Below are 21,860 nucleotides of genomic sequence, written 5' to 3'. Positions count from 1 at the left end.
CGCCGTCACTCCAGCCTTATGCGCGGGTCGAGCAGCACGAGCAGGAGGTCGGACACGAAGGTGCCGATGATCGTGAGCAGGCAATAGAGGAAGATCAGCGCGCCGGCGAGGTACATGTCCTGGTTGAGCAGCGCATTCAGGAAGAGCGGGCCGGTGTCTGGCAACGCCAGCACGTAGCCAACGATCGGCGCACCGGAAATGACGTAGGTGAGCCGCCAGCCCAGCGTCGCGGCGATCGGGTTCAGCGCCATGCGGACAGGATAGCGGATGAGCAATTGCATCGGCGACAGGCCGCTGGCCTTGGCGGCGAGCACATACATCTTGTCGAGTTCGTCGAGCACGGCGGCGCGCATCGAGCGGATCAGATACGCTGTGCCGGCCGTTCCCAGCACCAGCACGGGAATGACCAGATGGGACAGGAAATCCTTGACCCGCGCCCAACTCCACGGCGCGTTGGCGAATTCCGGCGAGAACAGGCCGCCGACGCTCTGGCCGAAGTATCTCTGGCCGAGATACATCAGCACCAGCGCCAGCAGGAAATTCGGAATGGCGAGGCCGAGATAGCCGATCAGCGAGGAGGCATGGTCGCCGAAGGAATAGCGGTGGACGGCCGAATAGATGCCGATCGGGATCGACACCGCGTACATGAAGAGCAAGGTGGAGAAGGCGATGGCCAGCGTCAGCGGCATGCGTTCGCCGATGGCTTCGCCGACCGGCCGCCGCCATTGCCAGCTATAGCCGAAGTCGCCTTGCAGGGCTCCGGAGAGCCAACGCCAGTATTGCTCGTGCCACGGCTTGTCGAGCCCGAGTTCGACGCGCACGGCCTGCACGTCCGCCGCGCTGATGATGGCCCCCGTCGCGGCGCGCTGGGCGGCGACGATTTCGGCATAGTCGCCGGGCGCCGCCTGGATGATGATGAAGGAAACGAACGACACCAGCAACAGGGTGAAGGCGGTGTAGGCAAGCCGGCGTGACAGAAACGAGATCATCGCGCTCCCTGCCTTGGATGGATACCAGGTTGGTTCAATGGCGCCGGGCGCTTCGGGCGCCCGGCCTTGGTCAGGCTATTCCTTGAACCAGGTGTCCGGCTGGTAAGGATAAAGATAACCGAAGTTGTAGTGCACCGTCTTCATGTCCGTCTTGACGTTCTTCAGGCGGTTGCTGACCACGACGGGTTTTGGCAATTCACCGATGGTGCCGATGATCGTCATGTTCTCGAGGTTGAGCTTGATCAGTTCCTTGCCGAGCTCGGTATAGCGGTCCGTGCCCGGAAGAACCGTCTTCCACTCGCGGGCGATCTCGTACATGCGCTTGGCCCAGGCCGGCGGTTCCTCGCCCTGCTTGCCGCCGGTCATGTCCCATTCCCGCCACTGCACGCCGAACAGCGGCGACAGGTCGGAATAGTAGGGAACATAGAGGCCGATATTGGCGATGAGCGTCGGCTCGTAGGGAACGTCCCACTCCATGTTGATGTCGGAGCGGCTGGTGCGGGCATTGTCGCGCGTCGCCTCGCTGGTCAGTTCCTTCGGATTGACGTTCAGGCCGACCGCCTTGAAGTAGTCGGTCATCAGCTTGACGAATTCCGCGTTGGCGAACTGGCTCGAATATTCCCACAGGATGGTGAAGGGCGAACCATCGGGGAGGGTGCGAAAACCGTCGCCGCCGCGCTTCATGCCCATCTCGTCGAGCAGCGCGTTCGCCTTGGCCACATCGTAGTCGATCATGTAATTGGCGTCGGCGTCCGTGGCGAAGGGGAGCTGTGCCGGCAGCGCCTGGCTGGGTTTGCCCAGTCCGAAATACAGGACCTGGTTCATCTCCTCGCGGTTGATCGCGTGGCTGATCGCCTGGCGGAACCGCAGGTCGCCATAGACGGCCCTGAGCTTGGGGTCGACATGGGTAATGTTGAAGGCCAGCGCGTTGCCGATCGAGCCGGGCGGCAGGAGGACCGTGAAGCCGCCCTTCGCCTCGTTTTCCTTGAAGGTCGGATAGGAACTCAGCTCGTTGCCCTGCGCCTTGAAGTCGACCTCGCCATTGAGGATCGCCAGCACCTGCAGGTCGGCGTTGAGGAACCGCTCGCGCACCCGGTCGATATAGGGGAGCTGCTGGCCCATGCTGTCGACCTTGAAATAATAGGGATTGGCCTTCAGCACGCGCTGCTGCGTGTCGGGTGCGATCTCGATGACATGGGCTTCCAGCGTCGGCACCTCGAGAGCGGCGGGCGACACGGTCGCGTCGTCATGATACTTGTTGTAGTAGTTGACGAACCACTTCTTCCAATCCTCGAAGCCCGCCGCCTTGGCGTCCTCGTTGGCCTTGGGATTGTATTTCGGCAGGAATTTCTTGAAGAAATGCGCCGGTGCGAAGGTGCTGAAGTAAGAACCGTTGGTGGCCATGTAGGTCAGAAAGCCGGGGAAGGGCTCGTCGAACGATATCTCGACGTGCTGGTCGTCGATCTTCTTCGCATGCACGTTGACGCCCCACTCGGTCGTCGTCTCGGCGCTCAAGTCCTTGTTCTGGATGATGTCCTCGAAGAAGAAGACCACATCGTCGGCGCCGAAGGGCGTGCCGTCGGACCATTTGTGGCCCTTGCGCAGTTCGAAGGTGATCGACTTGTGATCGTCGGCCCATTTCCACGACCGCGCGACGTTCGGCACGATGGTCTGCAGATCGTCGGAGATGCGCACCAGCACGGCCTGCCGCCAGCTCAATATGTCGGAGGTTCCCGAGGTCGGCGCGCGCGACGTGCCTTCGATCGTGCCGCCATATTTGCCGCATTCGACATAGGGCAGGACGACCAGCGGCTGTTCGGGCAGGCGCTCGGCAACGGGCTTCAGCTTGCCCGCCTTCACGTCGTCGGCAAACAGCGGGTTTTCGGTGAGCGTCAGGCTGGCGCCGGCGGCGGTGGCCTCGTCCATCTCGACCTGATGGGGAAACGCTCCCTTCAAGTTCTGCGGATCGGCGACCGTGGGGCAGGCGGCGGCGAGCGCGGCGGTTGAGCTCAGCCAGAAGATCGAAAGGGTGGACAGGCAAAGCGCGGCGCCGCGCTGCATCCGTCGCTGGTCAGAAAGCTTCATGCTTCAACTCCCCGGTTGCGGCGCATTCGGCCGTCAGGCAAGAACCGGGTGATAGAATGACTAATCGGTCAGTATGTCAATCGCAGTTTTGACCGATCGGGCATTAAAATGTTGAAGGTAGCACATGAATTGTCATGATGCCGTCATCGAAAGCCGCTATGCGCGGGCTCGGCGATCACAAGTTCCACACCTGCCGCCCGTAAGGCGTTCTCGACGGCGTCATCGGGTGCGCGATCGGTCACCAAACGATGCACCTGGTCGGCCTTGCAGACCTGGAAGAGTGCGTGCCTGCCAAGCTTGCTGCTGTCGGCCAGCACGGTGACATGGCGCGCGCTGGCGATCATGGCGCGGGCGATGAAAGCCTCGTCGGCATTGAAGTCCATGAAGGTTCCGCCTTGGTCGACGGCGCCGATTGTCAGCACGGCGTGGTCGGCATGCAACCGCTGGATCTGGTCGACGACCAGCGGGCCGAGCACCTCGTTTCCGTCACCGAAATAGCGGCCTCCGAGCAGATAGACTTCGCTGGGCGATGGGGCCGACCACATTTCCGAGGCGACGGTGAGCGAGTTGGTGATGACGGTGAAACTGCCGGCATTCTTCAGCGCCTCGGCGAAATAGGCGGTGGTCGAGCCGGCGTCGACCAGCAGGCTGTCGCCTTGCCGGAACAGTCCGGCGGCGGTCCGCCCGATGGCGATCTTCTCGGCGCGCGCCGTGGCGCGCCGGTCGCCCAGCGGGCTTTCCAGCGCCGTCTGCGTGAACACGGCGCCGCCATGCACCTTGCGCAACAGGCCCTGTTCCGACAGCAGCGTCAGGTCGCGCCGCACCGTTTCCCGTGACGTGTCGAGCAGCACGGCCAACTCGTCGACGCTGATCCTGGTCGCTTCCTTGACCAGCAGGGTCATTTTCTCACGGCGTTCTTCCGGCTTCATGTTGCAGAACCACCATTGCCTGTTCGGTCACTATGTGACATTAAAATGACCATTTGGTCAAACATAGTGCGTATTTCTCTCATGCCGTCTCACGCCGCCTCTGCTTCTGCCGCTGTCCCCACGCCTGCCCGCAAGGCAGCTTACGAGGTCGCGATCATCGGGGCCGGCGTCGTCGGCTGCGCCATAGCGCGTTCATTCGCGATTCGCGGCTGGAAGACGATCATCATCGAAAAAGCCGATGACATTCTGGAAGGTGCAAGCAAGGGCAACAGCGCGCTTCTCCACACCGGTTTCGACGAGCCGGCGGGCAGCGCCGAGCTGAAACTGATCAAGGCGGGCTGCGCGACCTATCGGCGGATTCATGAGCGGATGAACCTGCCGCTGGTGGAGACGGCGGCGCTCGTCGTCGCCTGGGACGCTGAGCAATTGCAGAAGCTCGACGGGATCGCCGCCCACGCGCAGGCCAACGGCGTCGCCGTCTCGGTGATCGGCCAGGCGGAACTGCGGCGGCGCGAGCCGCATCTGTCGCAAAAGGCGCTTGGCGCGGTCGACGTGCCCGAGGAGGCGATCATCGATCCGTGGAGCGCGCCGCTGGGTTACATCCGGCAGGCAATGATGCACGGCGCCGAACTTTTCACAGGCGCCGCGGTGACCGGCCTTTCGCGCAGGCAGGACGCCTGGCGCATCGAGACGGGCAAAGGCGAAGTCGCGGCAAGGCTGGTGGTCAACGCCGCCGGCCTGTTCGGCGACCGGATCGAGACGCTTGCCGGCCGTCAGCCGGGCTTCACCATCCGGCCGCGAAAGGGCCAGTTCGTCGTCTACGACAAGCCGGCCCACGACCTTGCCAAGGCGATCATCCTGCGCGTGCCGACCGAGCGCACCAAGGGTGTGCTGATTACCCGCACCGTCTTCGGCAATCTGCTGCTCGGGCCGACCGCGGAGGACCAGGACGACCGCATCCATGCCTCCTGCGAGGAGGCGGTGTTGAGGCGCATCATTGGGGAAGGGGAGGCGATGCTGCCCGACCTTGCCGGACAGACCATAACCGCGACCTTCGCCGCCCTTCGCCCAGCGACCGAGCATCGCGATTACGTGCTGAAGGCCGATGCCGACAATGGCTGGATCACGGTTGGCGGTATCCGCTCGACCGGCTTGTCGGCTTCGCTCGGCATTGGCGAATGGGCGGCCGAGCAAGGCTCGAACATTTTCGGCGAAGCGCGCACCGCGCCGCCGGATGACGACCTCGACTGGCCGCGCATGCCGCCGATCTCGGAAGCGCTTCCCCGTCCGTACCGGCAGGCCGGGCGCTCGCCCATCGTCTGCCATTGCGAGTGGGTGACCGAAAACGAGGTCCGGGCGGCGCTTGCCGGCCCCGCGCCGGCAGGCACGCTGGGCGGGCTGAAGCGCCGCACCCGCATCGCCATGGGCCGCTGCCAGGGATTTGGGTGCAGCGGCGCGCTCGCCCGGCTGGCGCCGCACCTGCTCGATACGGCCGCGGCCGACGCCGCGGCATGAACCGCGAGCCCGAAGTGCTGATCGTCGGCGCCGGCCCCGCCGGCCTTTCCGCCGCGCGCGAACTGGCGCGGCTCGGCGTGGGCAACGTCCTCGTCGTCGACCGCGAGGTCGAGGCTGGCGGCATTCCGCGCTTCTGTCCACACCCGACCTTCGGACTGGCGAATTTCTATCGGCCGATGTCCGGCCCGGCCTATGCCGCGAAACTGCGGTCGCTGGTCGATCCGCGCGTGATTTCCGGCGCGACGACGGTGACGGCGCTGGGGCCGGGCCTGGAGACGAATCTGTCGTCGGAGCGTGGCGAACTCGTCATGCGGCCGAAAAGCGTCCTGCTGGCGACAGGCATCCGCGAGACGCCGCGCTCCGCCCGGCTGGTTTCCGGCGACCGCCCGCGCAATATTCTCACCACCGGCGCCCTGCAGCGGCTGCTCGCCGAAAGCCACCGTCTGCCGTTCCGCAATCCGCTGATCGTCGGGACGGAGCTGGTGTCGTTTTCGGCGCTGCTCAGCCTGCGCGATGCGGGCGTGCGCGCGGTCGCCATGATCGAGGCAGGCGAGCGCATCGTCGCACGCCGGCCGGCCGATCTCCTCGCCCGCACGGTCCTGCGCACGCCGATCCGCTACGGCAAGCGGGTCGTCCGCATCAATGCGGCGCCCGACGATGCCGGCAGGATGGCGTCGGTCATCGTCGAGAATGCCGGCAGCGGCCTGAGCGAGATCGCGTGCGACGGCGTGATCTTCACCGGCGGTTTCGTGCCGGAAGCGTCGCTGCTCGGCTGGCGCCGCGACCTTTGCGATCCGGGTTCCAGGGGACCGGCGATCGACCAGTTCTGGAGGCTCGGCGAACCCGGGCTTTATGCCGCCGGCAATGTGCTTCGTCCGGTCGAGACAGCCGCCTGGTCGGCGCGCGAAGGCGCGCTGGCGGCGGCGGCGATCGCCGAGGACCGTTTCGGCGGGACGCCGCTTGGCGGGCGCCGCATCCCGATTCGCGCCGACGCGCCGGTGGCCTTCTCGACGCCGTCCTTCGTTGCCGTGCCCGGATCGCCGATGGGACCGTTGCGCATCGCGATCCGCGTGAGCGCCGCCGCGCGGGGCAGGTTTACTTTCGCTGCCGATGAAAAAATCTTCTGGCGCTCAGCCCGCATGTCCGTCCTGCCGGAGCGAAGGATACTCTTGAGCCCGTCCTTTCCTGCGCTTAGCGATGTCGGTGAAATCCGGATCGGCTTCGACAGGGATGGGCGGGCATGAACATCGTCTCCATCGACCAGGGCACGACCTCGACCAAGGCGATCCTGGTCGACGGCAACGGCCGGGAGACGGCGCTCGGTTCGGTGAGGCACGAACAGATCTTGCCGCGGCCGGGTTGGGTGGAGCACGATCCGGCCGTCCTGCTCGCCAATGTCTGTTCGCTGATCGACGCCGGCGCGGGCAAAGGCGCGCAAGGTATTGCGCTCGCCAATCAGGGCGAGACGGTGGTGGCCTGGGATCGCGTCAGTGGCGCGCCACTCGCCAACGCCATTGTCTGGCAGGACCAGCGCACCGCGCCCGAGGTCGAGGCACTGGCTGCGACCGGCAACGCTGACGCGGTGCGCAAGCGCAGCGGCCTGCCGCTCGACGCCTATTTCTCGGCAAGCAAGCTGCGCTGGATGCTCGATCATGTCGACGGGGCGGCGGCGTTGGCGCACGAAGGCCGCCTGGGATTAGGGACTTCCGACAGCTTTTTCATCGAGCGGCTGACAGGGCGTTACGCCACCGACGTCACCACCGCTTCGCGCACGTCGCTGATGAACCTTGGCACATGCGCCTGGGATCCGGCGCTCTGCGAAATCTTCGGCGTGCCGCTCGACCTGCTGCCGGAGATCGTTGCGGAGGGCGAGCAGATCGGCGTCGTTGCGACGCCTTCCGGTCCGTTGCCGCTGCTCGCCTCGGTGGTCGACCAGGTTGCGGCGCTCTACGGCCATGGCTGCCGCATGGCTGGTGAAGGCAAGGTCACGGTCGGCACCGGCGCCTTCGCGCTGATGCTGACCGGGTTCGAGCCGCCGGTGAGGCTCGGTGACGGCATTGTCCCGACGGCTGCATGGTCGACCGCAAAGGGCCGCGCCTATGCCGCGGACGGCGGCGTCTATACGGCGGCGGCGGCGGTCGAGTGGCTGATTCGGATCGGCTTGCTCGGCAGCCTCGGCGAGATCGACGCGCTGTCCGGCGCGAGTGCGGCAAGCCGCCATGTGTTTTTCGTACCGGCGCTGGCTGGCCTCGCCTGTCCGCACTGGGACCGCAGCGCCGCCGGTCTCTTCATCGGCATGGACACGGCCACCAGCCGCGAGGATCTGGTCAAGGCGGTGCTGGAAGGCGTGGCGTTCCGCATCGCCGAGGTCGTCGACACGCTGGGCTTTGCCGCGGGCGCCGCGATTTCGGTCGACGGCGGGCTGACCCGCTCGGCCTATTTCATGCAATTCCTTGGCGACGTCTGTCGGCGTCCGCTGATCGGCCGGGGCGAGGCGGAGGTGACCGCGCTCGGCGCGGCGCATCTCGCGCAAGCGATTGCAGGCGGTCGTGATCCATCCGGGCCGGCGGATGTGTCTGTCTTGCCGCCGACGGTCCATCCGCAACTGGAGGCTGGCGCATCGGCTCCCCTGCGCGGCCGTTTTGCCGAGGCGCTTTCTCGGTCAAAAGACTGGCGGCGATGAGGCGTGAAGGCCGCGGCTCGGAAGCGCCGAACGTTACCCGGTTGCCGACTGGCGCCGTCTCCAGATTGAACGACGTCCAAACGTCGGAGGGAGCTTTAAAATGTTGATTGCTTACGCATTTGAATGTTGTAACTTCCACATATATTGTGGTACCAACCACCGAACAAATCAAGCGGACGATGGCTCATCGGCAACCGCTTGATTCCCGCCCAACCCATTGCCCAAACCGGCCCGGAGACTGCCTGACAATGAGACACCTTGAAATTCGCCAGGAGATGATCACGGTTTGCAATTTCATGGTCGATCGCGGCATCAACCAGGGGACGGCGGGCAATATCAGCGTCAGGGTCGAGGAAGGGTTTCTGATCACGCCGTCCGGCGTTCCCTATCCGGAAATGGTGCCGGAAGACATCGTCACCATGCATATCGATGCGTCGCATGTCGGCCTGCGCAAACCCTCCACCGAATGGCGCTTCCATCGTGACATCATGGAGAAGAAGCCGGAGGTCGGCGCGGTCATCCACCTGCATTCGCGCTACTGCACGTCGCTGTCGATGCTGCGGCGGGAGATTCCGGCCGTGCATTACATGATGGCGGTGGCCGGCGGCCCGACCGTGCCTTGCGTTCCCTACGTGACCTGGGGCACGCAGGAGCTTGCCGACCTGATCCTCGGCGCCCTTGAGGACCGGTTTGCCTGCCTGCTCGCCAATCACGGCATGGTGGCGGTCGGACCCAATCTGAAACGGGCGGCGTGGCTGGCGGTCGAGATCGAGGCGCTGGCGTCGCAATACTGGCACGCCTTGCAGATCGGCGTGCCTTATGTGCTGCCGGATGAGGAAATCGCGCACGTGGCGGAGCGATTCAAGAGCTACGGCCAGGGCGACGACGGGGCACGCCGCATCATGCCGAGCTGCTGCTGAGGTCATGGGGGCAAGGATGGACGGGGCAAAGAAGATCGAGCGGCTGCTCGAAGGAACCTATGTGGACCCCGACACCGGCAAGCCGGTCGGCGTTGCGACAAGGTCGCTGGCGATCAAGCCGTCGCTGGCAGGCATGGAGGGCGAACTCGTCGCGGCGCTCGGCTTCGGCAAGCGTGTCGCGGTCGTTAGCGACGGTACCACGCATAGCGTGCTCGGCCGGAGGGTCGAGGCAGCGCTGCAAGGCCGGCATGCGGTGCGGAGCATGGTGTTTCCGGACGCGCCGCATCCCGACGACGTCACGGTCGAAGAGATCCGACGCGAGACGGCATCCGCCGACGCCATCATTGCGGTGGGCTCCGGCAGCATCAACGACCTCTGCAAATATGCCAGCGCGCAGGACGGCAAGCCCTATGCCGTCTTCGCCACCGCGCCGTCGATGAACGGCTACACGTCGCTCAACGCCGCGATCACCCAGCACGGCCACAAGATGTCGCTGCCGGCACAGGCGCCGGCAGGCGCGTTCTTCGACCTGTCGGTGCTGTCGGCCGCGCCCGCGCGCCTCATCCGCGCCGGCTTGGGGGACAGCCTCTGCCGCACCACCGCGGAGGCCGACTGGCTGCTGGCGCACCTGCTGCACGGCCTGCCGTTCCGCGAGCTTCCCTACGAACTGCTGGAGGACGACGAGGGGCCGCTGTTCGACAATGCGGCGGCGCTCATGGCAGGCGATCTTGAGGTCATGGAGCGGCTGGTGAACACGCTGGTGCTTGCGGGCTTCGGCACGGCGATCGTCGGCCACAGCCAGCCGGCGTCGCAAGGCGAGCACCTGATCAGCCACTACATCGACATGTTCGCCGACGAGAGCCGGCCGCTGATCTACCATGGCGAGCAGGTCGGCGTGACGACGCTGTCGATGGTGCGCCTGCAGGAGCGGATGCTGGAGGAGACGCCGGTGATCTGGCCGGATACGGAGACGGAAGCCGGCTTCAAGGCGCGCTACGGCGACGAACTGGGCGCTTCGTGCTGGGCAGAATTCCAGGGAAAGCGCATCGACAGCCGCAAGGCGGAAACGCTCAACACGCGCCTGGCCGAGCGCTGGCACGACATGCGCGAGCGCATCGCCGGCGTGCTGCTGAAGTCGTCCTATCTGACCGGCGTGCTGACAGCGGCGGGTGCGGACCTGACGCCGCAAGCGATCCATCTTCCACGCAAATTCTACGACGGCGCGTTGCTGCACTGCCGGGAGATCCGCAACCGCTACACCTTCATCGACCTTGCCGCGAATGCAGGGAGGCTGGAAGGCGCGATCCCGACACTTTGAAGAACCATGGGCGGCGCCGCGCCTTTGCGCGACGCGCGTCCATCCCGGCTTGTGCGCCGCCTGGCTTGCGGGCAGGGAAGGCGAGAGACCCGATTTCGAGGCAGAAGCGTTTTCCGATGACCGAAAAGCCGAATATTCTTCTGATCTGCGCCGACCAGTGGCGGGCCGACTGCATCTCATCCCTCGGGCATCCGAACGTCAAGACGCCGAACCTTGATGCGCTGGCGCGCGACGGCGTGCTGTTCCACAACCATTTCGGCCAGTGCACGCCCTGCGGCCCTTCACGCACTAGTCTTCTCACCGGCCTCTATCTGATGAATCACCGGTCGGGAAAGAACGGCACGCCGCTGGACGCCCGCCACACCAACATCGCGCTGGAGGCGCGCAAGGCGGGCTACGACCCGTCGCTGTTCGGCTACACCGACAACTCCGTCGATCCGCGTGGAAAACACCCGAACGATCCGGCGCTAACCGCCTATGACGAAGGCGTGTTGCCGGGTTTTCGCGCGCCCCTCCATCTGCCGGAGGACATGGGCGACTGGGTCGCCGAGCTTATCAGGAAGGGCTACGATTTCCCCAACGGCCGCGACGATGTCTTTCGTCCGAAGAAGGGTTTTCAGAAGCCGGCGGACAGGGGCTTTCGCTACATCCCGACGGAGTTCCCGGCGGAGGAGAGCGAGACCGCCTATCTCACCGACGAATTCCTCAAATGGCTGCTGGTGCGCGAGCAAAAACCGTGGTTCGCGCATTTCGTGTTCTTCCGGCCGCATCCGCCGCTGATCGCGCCGGCGCCCTACAACGACGCCGTGCACCCGGCCGATGTCGAGTTCCCGTATCGCGCAGCGACGCATCAAGCCGAGGCAGCCCAGCACCCGATGCTCGCCTATGAAATAAACCGGCTGAACCGCGTGGGTGCCTATGACGAGCATACGCCGCTCAACATCGTGACCACCGACGAACTCGAAATCCGCCAGATGCGGGCGACCTATTACGGGCTGGTCAACGAGGTCGATTTCCACCTCGGACGCATCGTCGCGCATTTGAAGGCGACCGGGCAGTACGACCGCACGCTGATCATCGTCACCAGCGACCACGCCGAGATGCTGGGCGAGCATTTCGTCTGGGGCAAGGAGATCTATTTCGACCAGTCTTTTCATCTGCCGCTGGTCATCCGCGATCCGCGCCCCGCGGCGGATGCGATGCGCGGCCGCCAGGTCGAGGCGATGACTCAGGCGATCGATATCATGCCGACCGTGCTCGACTGGATCGGCCTGAAAGTGCCGCGCACCTGCGACGGCGCCTCGCTGATGCCGTTCCTGCGCGGCGAGGCGCCGGCGGACTGGCGCGACGCGGTTTATTTCGAGCAGGATTTTCGCGATGTGCGGTTGCAGCGGCCGGAAACCATGCTCGGCATCACGTCAGACCAGTGCTGCTACGCGGTCGTTCGCGACAAGCGGTTCAAATACATCCACTTCGCCGCCTTGCCGCCGCTGCTCTTCGACCTTGAGGCCGATCCGCACGAGACGAAGAACATGGCGACCGACCCCGCCTATGCATCCGTGATGCTGAAGTACGCTCAGAAGATGCTGGACTGGCGGCTTTCGGCGAATGAACGGACGATGACCAACATGCATCTCGGCGAGGGCGGGGTGTTCTCGCGGGAGTGAGTGGCACGCGAAATGAGGCTTGAAGTGGCCGGCAAATGGCCGTACAATGAGGGCATGTCCAGCAGTCTTGCACAATCGTCTAACCGCCGCGCACGCAACGAGCGTCTCGAGGCGCGCATAACGGCGGATCAGAAGAAACTGATCGAGCACGCTGCCGCGCTGCAGGGGCGAACAGTAACGGATTTTGTGCTCGCCAGCGTACAAGCGGCGGCGCGGCAGGCTATCGACGAACATCAGCGCCTGGACCTTTCCATACGAGACAGTCAGGTGTTTGTGGATGCCTTGATCAATCCGCAACCGGTGAACGATCGCCTGCGTGAAACCGTGCGGCGCTATCGCAAAGCGACCGGCGTCTGATCGGCGCCGATGGTTGGCGACGGGTCTCTGCGGATCGAGATCCTTGGTTCTCAACACGATCGTACTTTGTTCAACTGCGGCGCCGAACCGCTTGATCGCTATTTCCGTACCCAGGCAGGCCAGGATGCGCGCAAGAACATGGCCGCGGTGTTTGTCCTTGTGCTTCAGGAGGGGACGATTGGCGGCTTCTATACGCTTTCGGCCACAGCAGTGAAGCTTGGCGAGTTGCCATCCGAGGTGACACGGAAATTGCCACGCTATCCGCTGGTTCCGGCGACGCTGCTCGGCCGACTGGCGGTTGACCTGCGTTTTCGCGGCATGGGTTATGGCGGATATATGCTGGCGGACGCACTTTACCGCTCCGTGCGAAGCGAAATCGCGTCGTTCGCCGTGATCGTAGATGCCAAAAATGATGACGCACGACGCTTCTATGAGCGCGAGAGTTTCCTAGCTTTACCGGATCGCCCGAACAGGCTGTTTAGGACGATGGCCGACATTGCCGACCTGTTCCGATAGCAGCTTTTGACGGCAAACGACCTCACCCCTTGAAAGCCGGCAAGGTCAGCCCTTTCACGCCCACGTCCAGCGCGAACAGGCCGCCGGGGTTCTTCTGGCCGGCGAAATGCTCGGCGGGCCGTCTCAGCACGGCTGTGGTGACGTAGAGCACGTCAAGATTCGTGCCGCCGAACTCGCAGCAGGTTGGCAGGTCGGTGGGCAGCACCACGGTCTGCATCAGTTTTCCGTCGGGATCGTAACGGCAGACTTTTGACGTGACCGGGATGGTGACCCAGTAGCAGCCCTCGGCGTCGACGGTCGCGCCGTCGGCGACGCCACCGGTGACCGTCATGTCGATGAAGGTGCGGCGATTCTCGATGTCGCCGGTGGCGGGATCGAAGTCGTAGGCGTCGACGCGGCCGGAATAACTATCGGAAAAATACATGGTCTTGCTGTCGGGGCTGAAGGCCAGCCCGTTGGAGCAGCCGACGCCCTCGATCATTTTATGCACCGACAGGTCCGGGTCCATGCGGTAGAGCGAGCCAACGAACTCGACCGTGCGGCCCGGCACCTCGAACATCGAGCCCGACCAGAAACGGCCCTGGCGATCCGGCTTGCCGTCGTTGAAGCGGGTGTCCGGCATGGAGGCTTCCGGATCGGCAATCGCCTCGAAGATGCCGGTCTCTGGATCGAAGAAATGAAAACCGTTTGTCATGGTGAGCACCAGCCCGCCTTTCTCACGCAGGCCGAGGCAGCCGAGATAATTTGGCGCCTCGAAGGTGTCGTTCTGGTCGGTTGCCGGATCGTAGCGGTGGATGTGCTTGCTCCAGATGTCGATCCACCACAGCACGCCGGCCTTCGGGTCCCACAGCGTGCCTTCGCCGAGTTCGGCTTTCGCGTCGACGACGCATGTAATCTCGACCATGGTTCAGCCCCTCAAGTCTTGCGTGTGGATCGGCGCAGCGTGGCGGCGAGGCCGGCAAAGGCCTCGCTGCCGAGCGAAACGGTGATCAGGATGACCGCGCCGTAGACGACGAGCAGCGCGCCGCTCGACAGGTTGAGAGCCGGCAAAAGGCCGGTCAGGATGGTCAGCACCATGGCGCCGGCCACCGTGCCGAGATAGTGACCGCTGCCGCCGAGGATCGACGCGCCGCCGATCGCCACCGCGGCGATGGAGGTGAAGAGATAGGCGTCGCCCATGCCGAGATAGGCGACGCCGGAATAGCCGGTGAGCAGCATGCCGGCGAGCGCGGCCGTGGTGCCGGAAATGACATAGGTGAGCACCGTCGTGCGGGCGGTCGGCACGCCGGAAAATTCGGCGACGGTGGCGCTGGTCCCGAGCGCGTAGAGGTGGCGGCCGAACGCGGCCTTGGAGAGCAGCAGCGTGGCGATCAGCGTCAGCGCCAGCCAGATCAGGGCGATGACCGGCATCCCTCCGATCCTGCCGACGGACAGGAATTTGATGACGGCCGGCGCGGCCGGGCTGGGCGAGCCGCCGGTGACAACCAGGATCAGGCCTTGCAGGATGACGTTGGCGGCGAGCGTCATGATGATCGGCGGCACGCCGAACTGCGCCACGCCGACGCCATTGATCAGGCCGATCGTGGCGCCGGCGGCGAGCACCAGCGGCGCGACCCAGACCAGCGGCAAATCCTGGCCGGCGCAGAGCAGCGCCATGATGATGGCCGCCGAGTTCAGCACCCAGGGTACCGACAGGTCGATGCCGCCGCCGATGATGACTAAGGTCTGGCCGAGCGCGACGATGCCGACGAAGGCGGCGAGCACTACGGTCGAGCGCATGTTGGAGGCGGATAAAAAGCCCGGCGAGAACAGCGCGGTGACGACGAGCAGCAGCACCATGCCGGCATAGGCGAGCAGGATCAGCCGGTTGCGGGCGAGGAAGGAACTCATGCCGACCTCCCGCGCGCCGCCTTTTCGGCGATCGAGCTTGCCAGAACAGAGAGTAGCAGGATGACGCCCGATGCGACAGGCTGCCAGTAGCTGGAGATCTTCAGCACGAATACGAGGTTGCCGATGAGCGTGAGGATGAAGGCGCCGACCAGCGTGCCGGCGAGATGCCCGCGCCCGCCGAACAGGCTGACGCCGCCGATCACCGCCGCCGCGACGGAGGGGAGGATGTAATCCTTGCCGATGGTTGGCGAGCCGGCGCCGGTCTGGGTGGTGAGGTAGAGCGCGGCCCCCGCCGCGAACAGGCCGGAGAGCCCGTAGGTCAAGACGTTGATGCGGATGATCGAGACGCCGGAGAGGAACGCGGATTTCTCGTTGGAGCCGGTCGCCTGGATGGTGACGCCGAGCCGCGTCCAGCGGAACCACCACCAGAAGACGAGCAGGGCAAGAAGCATCCAGACGGGGCTGGAAAGGCCGAACAGGGTCATGTAGCCAAAGCCCAGCCACCAGCCCGGCACGCTGCCGCCGTCGGTGGGCAAAATGATCATCGCAGTGCCGTTGAGGATCGACCAGGTCGCCAGCGTTACCAGGAAGGGTTGGAGCTTGAGCACCGAGATCAGCAGCCCGTTGAGCGCGCCGATGGCTGCGCCCAGCGCCAGGACGAACAGCGACCAGAACAGAACGGTGGCGGGGTCGTCGGTGAAGCGGGTCGCGGCGATGACCGTGCCGAGGCTGATCATGCCGCCGATGGAGAGATCGATGCCGCCGCGCAGCAGCACGATGGTCTGGCCGGTCGCCGCCAGCATCAGCGTCATGGCGGCTGACGTGTCGAGGTTGAGTTCGTCCAGCGTGAACACGCCGGTCTGGTAGCTGCCGTAGACGCCGACGATGACGGCAAGCATCAGGCAGGCGACGAGGAATGGCGCGCGGTCGAGCGCCCAGCCGCGCCAGTCCCTGGTGGAGACGTGGGTGCCGGCGTGTGTGGGCGCTTTCTCGGCGAGCAAGGTCATGTTGTCTCGCCACGGTCAGATCGAGGGACGGTCGCACTCCGTCCAACACCCCTCATCCGACCTCGCTTCGCGAGGCCCCCTTCTCCCACAAGGGGAGAAGGGGGAGTTTCGCACATACGTCTCGGCAAATCTTCAATGTTGGTGATTGGCTGAGGCCAGGCGGCAGTACTCCACCTTCTCCCCTTGTGGGAGAAGGTGGCCTCGCGAAGCGAGGTCGGATGAGGGGTGTTGGACGGAGCGCGGTTCGGGCCGAATTCCACGCACTTGCCTGAACAAACTGGCTCCCGCCAACGACGATTCACCACCATCACGCCGCCTCGCCTTCCAGCATCGCGGCACCCAAAATGCCTTCTTCGGAGATGCGCTCGCCCTCCAGCGTTGCGGCGATGCGACCGTTACGCATCACCATGACACGGTCGGCGACATGAACCAGTTCCGGCATGTCGCTGGAATGGAAGAGGATGGCATAACCTTTGGCTGCGAGATCGCGCATCAGCTGGAAGATCTCGCCCTTGGTGCCGACGTCGACGCCGCGCGTCGGGTCGAACAGCAGCAGCACGCGCGCCTCGGTGAGCAGCATTTTTCCGAAGATCACCTTCTGCTGGTTGCCACCCGACAGCGTGCCGGCCAGTTGCTCGGGCGTCTGGGTCTTGATCCGCAGGAAGTCGACCATCTCCTTGACCAGCGCCTCTTCCTTGCGCGCGCTGAGGAAACCTTTGTCGGTGAAGCGCTTGATGACGGCGAGCGTGAGATTCTCGCGCACGCTCTTGGTCAGCAGCAGGCCCTGGCCGCGCCGATCCTCCGGCACCAGCGCTATTCCGTCGCGGCCGGTGAGCGCGGCGCGCGGGTTGTTAATCGAGGCGGGCTTGCCCCAGAGTTCGATGCCGCCACTCGCCTTGGCCGCGCCGAACAGCGCCTGGAACAATTCGCGCTGGCCGTGGCCTTGCAGGCCGCCGACGCCAAGCACCTCGCCCTCGCGCAGCGAAAAGCTGACGCCATTGAGCCGGCCGCTGGAAAAGTCGCGGACGCGAAGCGCGATGCGGTCGGTGGCGGTCGGGACGCGCTCGGGATAAAGGCGGTCGAGATTGCGGCCGATCATCTGGGTGACGATCTCGCCGTCGGAAACCGCGCCGGCCTCATGCGCGGCGACGGTGCGGCCATTGCGGAAGATGGTGAGGCGGTCGGCGATGGCGCGCACCTCGGCCATACGGTGCGAGATGAAGATGACCAGCCGGCCCTCCGCCGCCAGCCGCCGCGTCAGGTTCAGCAGCCATTCGGCCTCGCGCGCGGGCAGGGCGGAGGTCGCCTCGTCGAGGATCAGCACGCGCGGTTCCTTGGCGAGGCCTTTTGCGATCTCGACGATCTGCCGTTCGGCCAGCGTTAGGCGGCGCAGTTCGTGATCGGGCCTGAGCGCCGGAAAATCGTATTTCTGCAGCAGGTCCAGCGTCTTGCGCCGCAGTGCGGTGCGGTCCACCGTGCCGATCAACGTGCGCGGCTCGCGGCGGAACCAGATGTTCTGCTCGACGCTGAGGTCGGGGATGAGCGACAGTTCTTGAAACACCGCGGCGATGCCGCGCGCCTGCGCGGCGTCCGGATTGGCCGGGCGAAAATCCTGGCCGTCGACGAGGATTGAGCCGCCGTCATGGCGCACCGCGCCGGACAGGATCTGGATGAAGGTGCTCTTGCCGGCACCGTTCTCGCCGAGCAGCGCATGCACCTCGCCGGTGCGGGCGCTGAACTCGGCCTCGCTCAGGGCGACGATGCCGCCATAGCGCTTCGACAGACCGGTGGCGACGACGAGGTCCATGGATTGTGCCCGAACGGATGCCGTGCTGCGAAAAACCTCCCGGCATTGTCATGCCGGGAGGCTTGATTGGCAATCTGCGTTACTTGGTGCCGGCGGCTTCCGCGGCGGTGATGTCCACCCAATCCGGCGTGATCGGCAAGGTGAGGCCCGGCGCCTGGTCGGGGAAAGCGTTCTTGCCGACCTCGATGGTCTGCATCTTGGTGCCGGGGAAGAGTTTGCTCTCGAACGGCGTCGTGGTGACGAAGTCGCCTTCGACCTCGATCGACCGCTTCTCCGGCTTCTTGCCGGTGTCGAGGATTTCGACCGCGAGTTTTATCGCCTCCGACGACAGATAGGCGGGGTTGGAGCCCAAAATGCACTTGGCACCGCTCTCCACGCAGGTCAGCGCCGCGACATTGTAGGAGAAGCCGACCACCGGAACCATCGGCCGGCCGGCATCCTTCAGCGCCTGGATCGCGCCGGAGCCATAGCCCTGGGTCAAAATGCCGTCGACCTGTGGATTGGCAGCAAGCAGTGCGGCCACGCCGGCCTGCTCCGGCCCGAGCGCGTACTCGCCGTTGTAAGAGCCGACGACCTTGATGTCGGGATAGTTGGCCAGAACCTTCTCATAACCCTGCTGGAGCTGGGCCGAGATCGGCGCGCCGGCGAGGCCACGGTCGAGCAGCACATTGCCCTTGCCGCCGAGCTGCACGGCCATCCATTCGGCCATGACGGCCGGGATGCGTTCCCAGTTGGAGGCGAGCGTCAGCGCGCAGGGCTCGGTCACCACCTGGTCGAAGCTGATGACGACGATGCCGGCGTCGCAGGCCTTCTTGATGGTCGGATTGAGCGCGGAATCGGAGGCGGCGTCGACCAGGATGGCGTCCGGCTTGGCGCGGATGATGTTGTTCAGCGAATTGATCTGCGCCTGCACGGTGCCTTCGGCGACCTCGATATGCAGCTCGACCCGGCCCTTGAGCGGACCCTTGTCGACCGACACCTGGGCGACGCGCTGCATCTGCTGGCGCCAGTCGTTGCCGACGAAATTATTGCTGAGATAGATGACGTAGGGCTTTTTGTCCTGCGCCTGGGCAGGCATTGCGCCGATCGTCGCCACGGTGGCGAGCGCCGCGAGACCGGCGCACAAAGTCTTCAGTCCCATGATGTCTCCTCCTGCTGCGTTTCCTGTTTCGCCCGTGGCGGACTGCGCCGCCTTGCGTGACGATAGCTCGAATTGATACCGGTACCAGTATGCCTTGTCAATTTGACGTGGACCCAACAAAGGCCCCGCTGGCAGAGGCAGCCTCGACCGGAACCCAAAATTGCAATCAGGTGCAGAGCAAGTCAAGATATAATGCTATTATAATTTTATGGGCAGGATCGGCTGATGGCGTCGTGGCAGGCGTCGCATCGACGCTGACCGTTCACCGTCGGCTGCATGTCATGACCCTTCGCGCGCCCACATTCTCACATTCATTTCCAAATCCCACCCGTTGACAGGCCAATATGGTACCGGTATCACCCCTGCAAGGATCGCCGCTGGGAGGGCGCTGTATTGTCCGCTGGAAATGATTTTGGCGCGCGGGGCCGCGCGCTGGTCACCGGGGCCGCCGGCGGCCTTGGCCGCGAGGTGGCCGTGCAACTGGCAGCACGCGGCTGCAACGTAGCCATCGCCGATATCAACGCTGCCGGCGCGGCGGAGACGGCAGTATTGGTACGCGGACACGGCGTCGAAGCGGAAGAAATAGTCGGCGATTTCACGCAGGAAGGCGCACCCGAAGCGGCCGTGCAAAAGGTCGTCGAGCGCTGGGGCGGCATCGACATCCTCGTCAACAATGCGGGCTACGGCGTGATCGAGCCCTTCCTGGAGGCCAGTTTCAAATCCTGGACGCGCACCTTGGCGCTCAACGTCACCGCGCTCGCCATGGCTTGCAAGGCGGCGGGGCGGGTCATGCGCGACCAGAGGTCGGGCCGTATCGTCAACATCACCTCGCCGGGCTCGCGCATGGCGCTGCCGGATTACACGGCCTATACGGCGAGCAAGGCCGGCGTCGATTCCATCACCCGCGCCGCCGCCGTGGCGCTGGCGCCTTATGGCGTGCTGGTCAACAGCCTGGCGCCGGGCATGATGGACACCGAGATGCAGCGCTCGACCGAGATCGACCTCGCCCGAGTCGCCGGCCGCAACGACATCCAGGCCTTCCTCGACGAACGCACCCGCCGCATCCCGCTCGGTCGCCGCGCCGAGATTTCGGAAGTCGCCGAGGCTGTGGTCTGGCTGGCGCTCGACGCCCCCGCCTACATGACTGCCGAACGGCTCAACATGTCCGGCGGCCTGGACAAGGATTGACGAAAAAGATGCTGCGGAATTCTCCCCCCGGTGAGGCCGACATCGCCGCGCTCCGGCTGAAGGCGACAAGACTGCGCCGCCACATGCTCACCATGGCGCGCGGCCAGGGCGCAGGCTACATCGGCCAGGGGCTGGGCATTGCCGACGTTCTGGCGGCGCTTTATTTCCACGAGCTGCGCTACGATCCGGAAAACCTCGGCTGGGCCGACCGCGACCGCTTTCTGCTGTCCACCGGCCACTATTCGATCGCGCTGTGGGCCGTGCTCGCGGAAGTTGGCATTATCCCGGTCGAGGAACTTGTCACCTATGGCGCCGACGACAGCCGGCTGGAGATGTCGACGTTGGATACCACGCCTGGCGTCGAAATGATCGGCGGCTCGCTCGGCCACGGGCTGGGGCAGGGGGTCGGCCAGGCGCTCGGCCTCGGCATTCACCAGTCGGACGCGCGCGTCTTCGTCGAACTTTCGGACGGCGAGATGCAGGAGGGCTCGACCTGGGAAGCCGCAATGTCGGCGAGCCATTTCCGGCTGGACCGCCTCGTCGCGCTGATCGATTGCAACGGCATCCAGGCCGACGGGCCGGTCGTGCTCGACATGGAGCCGGTCGCCGATAAGTGGCGGGCCTTCGGCTGGGAGACGTTCGAGATCGACGGCAACGATATGCAGGCGGTCGTCGCCGCACTCGCAGGTGCGCGCGAGAAGAACCGCAAACCCAAGGCGATCGTGCTGCGCACGCTGCCCGGAAAAGGCGTGCCGCGCATCGAGACCAGCGAGAAGTCGCATTTCTTCCGCGTCGACGTTTCGGAGTGCGACGGCATCATCGCAGCCTTCGAGCAAAGTGCGGGAGGCGCGGCATGAGCGGCAAGGCGATGGAGGCGGGCCGCACGCTCGCCATGGGCGAGGACGAGGCGACCGCGCGCGCGCGTTCGACGGTCGAGGCGCCGTTCGGCCGCGCGCTGGCGCGGCTCGGCCAGGCACGAACCGACATCGTCGGGCTGACCGCCGACCTCGGCAAATATACCGACATCCTGCCATTTCGTGATGCTTTTCCGAACCGCTTCTTCAATGTCGGCATGGCCGAACAGAACCTTGTCGCGGTCGCCGCCGGCCTGGCGCGCACCGGGCTGACGCCCTTCGCTACAACCTACGGCGTCTTCGCCAGCCGCCGTGCCTTCGACTTCATCGCCATCGCGCTGGCGCACTCGAACCTCAACGTGAAGATCGTCGCCGGCCTGCCGGGCCTGACCACCGGTTACGGCGGTACGCACCAGGCGATCGAGGATCTGGCGCTGATGCGCATGATCCCTGGCCTGACGGTGATCGACCCGTGCGACGCTATCGAGATCGAAGCGGCGACCGAGGCGATCGCCGACCATCCCGGCCCGGTCTATATGCGCCTGCTGCGCGGTGTCGTGCCGGTGGTGCTGGAGCCGGGTTATAAATTCGAGATCGGCAAGGCGCGAAAACTGCGCGACGGCGCGGATGTCGGCATCGTCTCGACCGGTTTCATGACCGAGCGTGCGCTCGACGCGGCCGAGGCGCTGGCGGGCCGCGGCGTGTCGGTCGCGGTGCTGCATGTGCCGACGATAAAGCCGTTTGATGCCGAGGCGGTCGCGGAATTCGCCGCTGGTGTCGGCCATGTGGTGACGGCGGAAAACCATGTCGTCGTGGGCGGCCTGGGCAGTCTTGTCGTCGAGACGCTATTCGACGCGGGCGTCACGCGAAAAGTGACGCGGATCGGCCTGCCGGACCGTTTCATCGAATGCGGCGCGGTGCCTACCCTGCAGGCGCGCTACGGGTTGACGACGGAAGCGGTGGTCGCGACCATCGCCGGATTGCAGTAGGGTTC

General features: G+C 65.1%; 19 protein-coding genes. 11 read left to right on the top strand and 8 right to left on the bottom strand.

Going from position 1 to position 21,860, the window contains the following annotated elements; translation table 11 throughout:
* Positions 1–5: 5 nt before the first annotated feature.
* The 3 genes from ACSBOB_RS25675 to ACSBOB_RS25665 form a co-directional block, all read right to left on the bottom strand.
* Positions 6–989 carry an ABC transporter permease gene (locus tag ACSBOB_RS25675; RefSeq protein WP_442578883.1) on the bottom strand — a complete coding sequence of 328 codons (984 nt, stop codon included), beginning with the start codon at positions 987–989 and terminating at the stop codon, positions 6–8.
* Positions 990–1,064: 75 nt separating this feature from the next.
* Positions 1,065–3,074: an ABC transporter substrate-binding protein gene (locus tag ACSBOB_RS25670; RefSeq protein WP_442578882.1), complete on the bottom strand. Its 2,010-nt coding sequence runs from the start codon at positions 3,072–3,074 to the stop codon at positions 1,065–1,067.
* A 143-nt stretch (positions 3,075–3,217) separates the two neighbouring features.
* The gene (locus ACSBOB_RS25665; protein WP_442578881.1) at positions 3,218–3,976 is read right to left on the bottom strand and encodes a DeoR/GlpR family DNA-binding transcription regulator; all 759 of its coding nucleotides are present in this window, start codon (positions 3,974–3,976) and stop codon (positions 3,218–3,220) included.
* A 108-nt stretch (positions 3,977–4,084) separates the two neighbouring features.
* Between ACSBOB_RS25665 and ACSBOB_RS25660 the strand changes: the two genes are divergently transcribed.
* The 8 genes from ACSBOB_RS25660 to ACSBOB_RS25625 all read left to right on the top strand — a co-directional run bounded on the left by ACSBOB_RS25660 (position 4,085) and on the right by ACSBOB_RS25625 (position 12,979).
* Entirely contained in the window at positions 4,085–5,518 is a 1,434-nt protein-coding gene (locus ACSBOB_RS25660) for an NAD(P)/FAD-dependent oxidoreductase (protein WP_442578880.1), read from the top strand.
* Entirely contained in the window at positions 5,515–6,762 is a 1,248-nt protein-coding gene (locus ACSBOB_RS25655) for an NAD(P)/FAD-dependent oxidoreductase (RefSeq protein ID WP_442578879.1), read from the top strand. The genes ACSBOB_RS25660 and ACSBOB_RS25655 overlap by 4 nt, the downstream gene beginning before the upstream one ends.
* Complete coding sequence (locus ACSBOB_RS25650) at positions 6,759–8,201, top strand: FGGY family carbohydrate kinase (protein WP_442578878.1); 1,443 nt, start codon at positions 6,759–6,761, stop codon at positions 8,199–8,201. The genes ACSBOB_RS25655 and ACSBOB_RS25650 overlap by 4 nt, the downstream gene beginning before the upstream one ends.
* Before the next feature lie 248 nt (positions 8,202–8,449).
* Positions 8,450–9,121, top strand: a complete 672-nt coding sequence (locus ACSBOB_RS25645; RefSeq protein ID WP_442578877.1) for a class II aldolase/adducin family protein — start codon at positions 8,450–8,452, stop codon at positions 9,119–9,121.
* A 16-nt stretch (positions 9,122–9,137) separates the two neighbouring features.
* Entirely contained in the window at positions 9,138–10,439 is a 1,302-nt protein-coding gene (locus ACSBOB_RS25640; protein ID WP_442578876.1) for an iron-containing alcohol dehydrogenase, read from the top strand.
* A gap of 116 nt (positions 10,440–10,555) precedes the next feature.
* The gene (locus ACSBOB_RS25635; protein ID WP_442578875.1) at positions 10,556–12,106 is read left to right on the top strand and encodes an alkaline phosphatase family protein; all 1,551 of its coding nucleotides are present in this window, start codon (positions 10,556–10,558) and stop codon (positions 12,104–12,106) included.
* A 54-nt stretch (positions 12,107–12,160) separates the two neighbouring features.
* The gene (locus ACSBOB_RS25630; protein ID WP_442583829.1) at positions 12,161–12,463 is read left to right on the top strand and encodes a type II toxin-antitoxin system TacA family antitoxin; all 303 of its coding nucleotides are present in this window, start codon (positions 12,161–12,163) and stop codon (positions 12,461–12,463) included.
* Between the two features lie 9 nt (positions 12,464–12,472).
* Positions 12,473–12,979, top strand: a complete 507-nt coding sequence (locus ACSBOB_RS25625) for a GNAT family N-acetyltransferase (RefSeq protein ID WP_442578874.1) — start codon at positions 12,473–12,475, stop codon at positions 12,977–12,979.
* Positions 12,980–13,001: 22 nt separating this feature from the next.
* On the opposite strand, the gene ACSBOB_RS25620 is transcribed toward ACSBOB_RS25625, so the two are convergent.
* From ACSBOB_RS25620 to ACSBOB_RS25600, 5 genes are all read right to left on the bottom strand, one after another.
* Positions 13,002–13,883, bottom strand: a complete 882-nt coding sequence (locus ACSBOB_RS25620) for an SMP-30/gluconolactonase/LRE family protein (protein ID WP_442578873.1) — start codon at positions 13,881–13,883, stop codon at positions 13,002–13,004.
* A gap of 11 nt (positions 13,884–13,894) precedes the next feature.
* Positions 13,895–14,869 (bottom strand): ABC transporter permease, encoded by a 975-nt coding sequence (locus tag ACSBOB_RS25615; protein ID WP_442578872.1) that lies wholly within the window; start codon positions 14,867–14,869, stop codon positions 13,895–13,897.
* Positions 14,866–15,876, bottom strand: a complete 1,011-nt coding sequence (locus ACSBOB_RS25610; RefSeq protein ID WP_442578871.1) for an ABC transporter permease — start codon at positions 15,874–15,876, stop codon at positions 14,866–14,868. Before ACSBOB_RS25610 ends, ACSBOB_RS25615 begins: the two co-directional genes overlap by 4 nt.
* 307 nt (positions 15,877–16,183) lie before the next feature.
* Entirely contained in the window at positions 16,184–17,683 is a 1,500-nt protein-coding gene (locus ACSBOB_RS25605; RefSeq protein ID WP_442578870.1) for a sugar ABC transporter ATP-binding protein, read from the bottom strand.
* 79 nt (positions 17,684–17,762) lie between these two features.
* A complete protein-coding gene (locus tag ACSBOB_RS25600; protein ID WP_442578869.1) occupies positions 17,763–18,824 on the bottom strand; it encodes a substrate-binding domain-containing protein in 1,062 nt (353 codons plus the stop codon).
* 393 nt (positions 18,825–19,217) lie between these two features.
* Between ACSBOB_RS25600 and ACSBOB_RS25595 the strand changes: the two genes are divergently transcribed.
* The 3 genes from ACSBOB_RS25595 to ACSBOB_RS25585 are packed head-to-tail and all read left to right on the top strand — an operon-like array spanning position 19,218 to position 21,855.
* Entirely contained in the window at positions 19,218–20,012 is a 795-nt protein-coding gene (locus tag ACSBOB_RS25595; protein WP_442578868.1) for an SDR family NAD(P)-dependent oxidoreductase, read from the top strand.
* Positions 20,013–20,020: 8 nt separating this feature from the next.
* On the top strand, positions 20,021–20,869 hold the full coding sequence (locus ACSBOB_RS25590; protein WP_442578867.1) for a transketolase: 849 nt from the start codon (positions 20,021–20,023) through the stop codon (positions 20,867–20,869).
* Positions 20,866–21,855: a transketolase family protein gene (locus ACSBOB_RS25585; protein WP_442578866.1), complete on the top strand. Its 990-nt coding sequence runs from the start codon at positions 20,866–20,868 to the stop codon at positions 21,853–21,855. The genes ACSBOB_RS25590 and ACSBOB_RS25585 overlap by 4 nt, the downstream gene beginning before the upstream one ends.
* Positions 21,856–21,860: the final 5 nt, after the last annotated feature.

The organism is Mesorhizobium sp. KACC 23794 (assembly GCF_052180275.1).
GTDB lineage: Bacteria > Pseudomonadota > Alphaproteobacteria > Rhizobiales > Rhizobiaceae > Kumtagia.
Note: the sequence above shows the minus strand (reverse complement) of the source record. Positions and strands in the feature narration are given on the sequence as shown.